General features: G+C 30.9%; 2 protein-coding genes and 1 pseudogene. 1 reads left to right on the plus strand and 2 read right to left on the minus strand.

What is annotated here, in order from left to right; translation table 11 throughout:
- Window positions 1–121: 121 nt before the first annotated feature.
- Window positions 122–976: pseudogene (locus tag G0Q09_RS14820) on the minus strand (solute carrier family 23 protein); the annotation flags it as partial.
- Between the two features lie 150 nt (window positions 977–1,126).
- Here G0Q09_RS14820 and G0Q09_RS14825 point away from each other — a divergent pair.
- Window positions 1,127–1,348, plus strand: a complete 222-nt coding sequence (locus G0Q09_RS14825) for a heavy-metal-associated domain-containing protein (protein WP_038335762.1) — start codon at window positions 1,127–1,129, stop codon at window positions 1,346–1,348.
- A gap of 55 nt (window positions 1,349–1,403) precedes the next feature.
- Here G0Q09_RS14825 and G0Q09_RS14830 read toward each other — a convergent pair whose 3' ends face one another.
- Window positions 1,404–1,748: a hypothetical protein gene (locus G0Q09_RS14830; protein ID WP_115000272.1), complete on the minus strand. Its 345-nt coding sequence runs from the start codon at window positions 1,746–1,748 to the stop codon at window positions 1,404–1,406.
- Window positions 1,749–1,894: the final 146 nt, after the last annotated feature.

Raw genomic sequence — 1,894 nt, forward strand, 5'->3', positions numbered from 1 at the left:
AATGTATTTGTTCGCTCTTAATTCCTCCGGAGATTTTTTTTAGTTACCATAGTATCAATTGTTTAATATTAATATACTAAGGTACGAAATCATCGCAGCGAAAGCTACTGGAGGTTTAGTTCAACATCGATTTATCAAGACCTGGATCTTCGATTAAGTCTTTGTTCACGACTTTACTCAAAACTAATTGATGCCCGATATGTTCTGCGATTGGTACAATTGCAACCGGAATCATTAAGAAAATAACATACCAAGACAAAGTTGGTGTGTAATCTACAAAAGGAATGGTAAAATCTGGAATCATAAACCATTTAGCTTCTATAACAGGATTTAGGTCGACAACTCCCATTGTAATTGCAAAAAGATATCCACCAATAATTCCGACCAAAACTGGAATTACACTCAAAAAACCTTTACTGAAAATTGCTGTAATTATCGTGATAATTAAGGTAACAAAACCAATTGTAACATAGGTTAAATCATATTCACCAGAAGGATTATTCGTTACCATTTTGATTGCTGTAGAAGCTAATCCAAGACCAATTACCATAATTACTGGACCAACAACAATAGGAGGTAAAAGTTTCATTAACCATTTTGTTCCAGCCGTTGCTATAAAGAGTGCGACCAATGAATAGGTAACTCCAACTAAAAAACTACCAACCAAGAAACTTCCTGTCGCAATTCCACTTTCTGGGTTTGCTTCTAAAGCTTTCATTGCGATAATTGGATTGATAAAAGCAAATGAAGAACCAAGGTAAGAAGGGACTTTTCCTCGCGTAATTAAGATGAAAACTAAAGTTCCGATTCCGCTCGAAATTAATGCAATTGCTGGAGACATTCCTGTCAAAGCAGGAACTAAAACTGTTGCACCAAACATTGCAAAAAGATGCTGTATACTTAATAATATACCTTGTCCTAACTTCGGTTTTTCGTCGATAGCTAAGATAATATTTTGGTCATTTTGTTGACTCATTTGTAAAAGAAATTGAAAATTGTTTTGTTTGAATGCAAAAGTAGCTCAAAACGATTAATAAGTATAGAAATCATATAACTATTTAGCGAAATCTTGTAAATGGTTTTGGAACAATTCTATCGAAATTTGTAAGACAAAAATCAAAGAGTTATGGAAACAAAAGAATTAAAATTCAAAACAAATATAAATTGTAGTGGTTGCGTGAGCAAAGTGAAACCTTTTTTAGATAAGTTAGATGGTTTAGAAGCTTGGGAAGTTGATACTGATAATCCAGACAAAGTTTTGTCTGTAAAAATTAATCAAGCAACAGACGAAGAAATTATTGATACAATTGAGGAAGTTGGTTTTTCAGCTGAATTAATTGAGGAATAGATATTTTTTTAGGTAGAATGACTTATTTTTTGTGATAGTTTAAGTCAATATAATCTCAAGTTAATCTTGTGTTGACTTGAGATTTTTTATTTTTTCGAAATTGTAGAAAGAAAAGTACGCCCATAGCAAGTTGAAGAATAAATAATAAAATAATCCACGTATTCATTTTTGCTGCAAAATCAGATAATTGATTGTACATTCCATCATATTTATCTACCGAAGTTTCAGCTATATTTTTCACAAACTGTATATCGTTCGATTTTTCAATGAGCATAATTTGTTCACCTTTATAACCTTCATTTTTATTCGGAACAACTTCAATTTGATTAGCGCTTACAAAAAACAGAAAAATACTAATGATTGTAGATAAAAATAATAGAAAATAATTGATGTATTTCATGAGTTAGATTATGTTTTGCAAGACACTGTACCAAAAACTGTGTAAGTATAAAATTCTGCTTGGGTTAAAATCGAGCAGAATTTTTTTTATACATTTAATATTTACATATTTATGGAAACAAAAGACCTATTTCCGGATGATTTTTT

The organism is Empedobacter falsenii, from assembly GCF_019308355.1.
Taxonomy (GTDB): Bacteria; Bacteroidota; Bacteroidia; order Flavobacteriales; family Weeksellaceae; genus Empedobacter; species Empedobacter falsenii_B.

Excerpts from the sequence above, each read along its gene's own strand:
- G0Q09_RS14830 (WP_115000272.1), bottom strand. The coding sequence starts at position 1,748 with ATGAAATACATCAATTATTTTCTATTATTTTTATCTACAATCATTAGT.
- G0Q09_RS14825 (WP_038335762.1), top strand. The coding sequence starts at position 1,127 with ATGGAAACAAAAGAATTAAAATTCAAAACAAATATAAATTGTAGTGGT.